The organism is Methylacidimicrobium cyclopophantes, assembly GCF_902143385.2.
Taxonomy (GTDB): domain Bacteria; phylum Verrucomicrobiota; class Verrucomicrobiia; order Methylacidiphilales; family Methylacidiphilaceae; genus Methylacidimicrobium; species Methylacidimicrobium cyclopophantes.
This window is the reverse complement of record NZ_CABFUZ020000038.1, coordinates 1-1,687: the sequence shown is the minus strand read 5'-3', so window position 1 is coordinate 1,687 and position 1,687 is coordinate 1. Positions and strand designations below refer to the sequence as shown.

The 1,687-nt window shown below is 55.4% G+C and carries 1 protein-coding gene; it reads right to left on the bottom strand.

The features are described 5' to 3' along the window. Positions 1–467: 467 nt before the first annotated feature. Positions 468–1,154: a PEP-CTERM sorting domain-containing protein gene (locus tag FN369_RS00920; protein ID WP_142524345.1), complete on the bottom strand. Its 687-nt coding sequence runs from the start codon at positions 1,152–1,154 to the stop codon at positions 468–470. Between the last annotated feature and the right edge of the window lie 533 nt (positions 1,155–1,687).

Genomic DNA, 1,687 nt, shown 5'->3' with positions numbered 1-1,687 from the left:
TCGGTTCGGCTGCTTTACGCAGGGGAGGCGCCGATTTTGGCCGCAAAATAGAACAAGCAATTCCCATGCCGATCTAAATAAGCTCGTAAAATCAATGAATAAGATATTTTAGACAAGCGAGATGTAAAATATACTGACACTACTTTTGGTCGAGTCATTCATGAAAAATATCTTTGGTTGTATAAATTGGGCGAATAGCCGCAATGCCAGAACCCGTATCATGGAATTTCGTCGAAAGTCCCCTAGAATGCATTAGCAATCCAGGATCTGATAAGGGAACATTATCAGATATAGACTGCGGCTGAGTTGGCCATCCGTCTTGGCGGCGCTCGAAAAGGGGCAGCGACTTCAATTGCGGCGCAGCCAAGGTAGTGTTGTCACGACGTGACGCGAAGCGCGGGGCATGTTGTGATGTGTTCCTGCAGCCGGCGACGACCGGGCGCCGTTCTGACGCCCGGCTTTTGTGGTCAGGCGCGGCGACGCTTGCGCCGTATGATCGCGGCGAGGCCGAGCAGACCGGTGCCCATCAGTGCCAGCGAACCGGGTTCGGGGACCTGCATGGTAATGGTGGCGTTGTCCGACCCCTTGCCGTCCGCGACAATCTTGAACATTTCGGTGATCGAGTATGGGTTGGTCGAACTGAGATTGACCGCCACAGGCGAGGAATTCTGGATTCCGGAACTGAGCCCCAGGAAGGTCGCCGTACCCAACTGGGTGGCCATTCCGTTCAGCGCATTGCTCGCATCGTAGTACGTGGTCTCCGTTACGCTCGACAGCGCGCCCGAGGGCTGGTTCAGCGTGAACCCGCTCAGGAAGGACTGGATGCCGGTCGGCGACGTGATTCCGGTTTCCGACGCATAGACATACAGCGTGCCGCCCGCAGACGTGGAGGTATTGATGCTGTTGGTGCTGAAGTTGTCCGCTGGCAGGAGATCGCCGCTACTACCGATCTTGTTGATGGTAAACGTACCGAAAGAGCCATTGTAATAGGGGCCGCCCGGGGCCGGAGACTGCGTGACATAATTCGCGTAGCCGGCCTCCTGCAGGGTGATGGTGATCACAGGCGTCGCATGGGCGACCGGCGTTCCGACCAGAGCAATGGCGCCGCATACCGCTGCGCCGAGCAATGCCGATTTCATTGATTTACGTTTCATCGTCCTCATTTCCTAATCGCCTTGGGCCACGAAGGTTGCTGCCGTTTGCCGTAAAATTTAATGATGTGCCGTTTTACCGCTGAAATTTTGAAAGCAAAAACAGTGCCATTTTTATTAACTTTTGTTTTTCAACCTCTTATCATGGCGATTCCGGTATGAAATGAGAGACGTGTAAAGTTTTCTGACTCGTTACCCCGAGGGCGGACGATCGGAGCAGGAGCCGGACGCTACGGGCAAGGAGATGGGGGGAAGCACGCAACGAGACGAGCGCCGGCGGTGGGTGCCGAAAGGTCCCATTCAGTCGCACGGCCGGATCGGACATCTAATGCGCATGGAACTGGATCGCGCAGCAAGATCCACGTACAGCCGCCCAGGCAGCCTGATCAACGGACCCAGGGGATGCTGAAACACCGCCCCCCAATCACGCCAAGGTCTTCGCCGTATGGATACAATTGATGCAAATTGATGTCGGAGTTATTTCGCGCCTGAGTGCCGCGGCAAGATACATACGCCACGAGGATGCTGAACGGCTC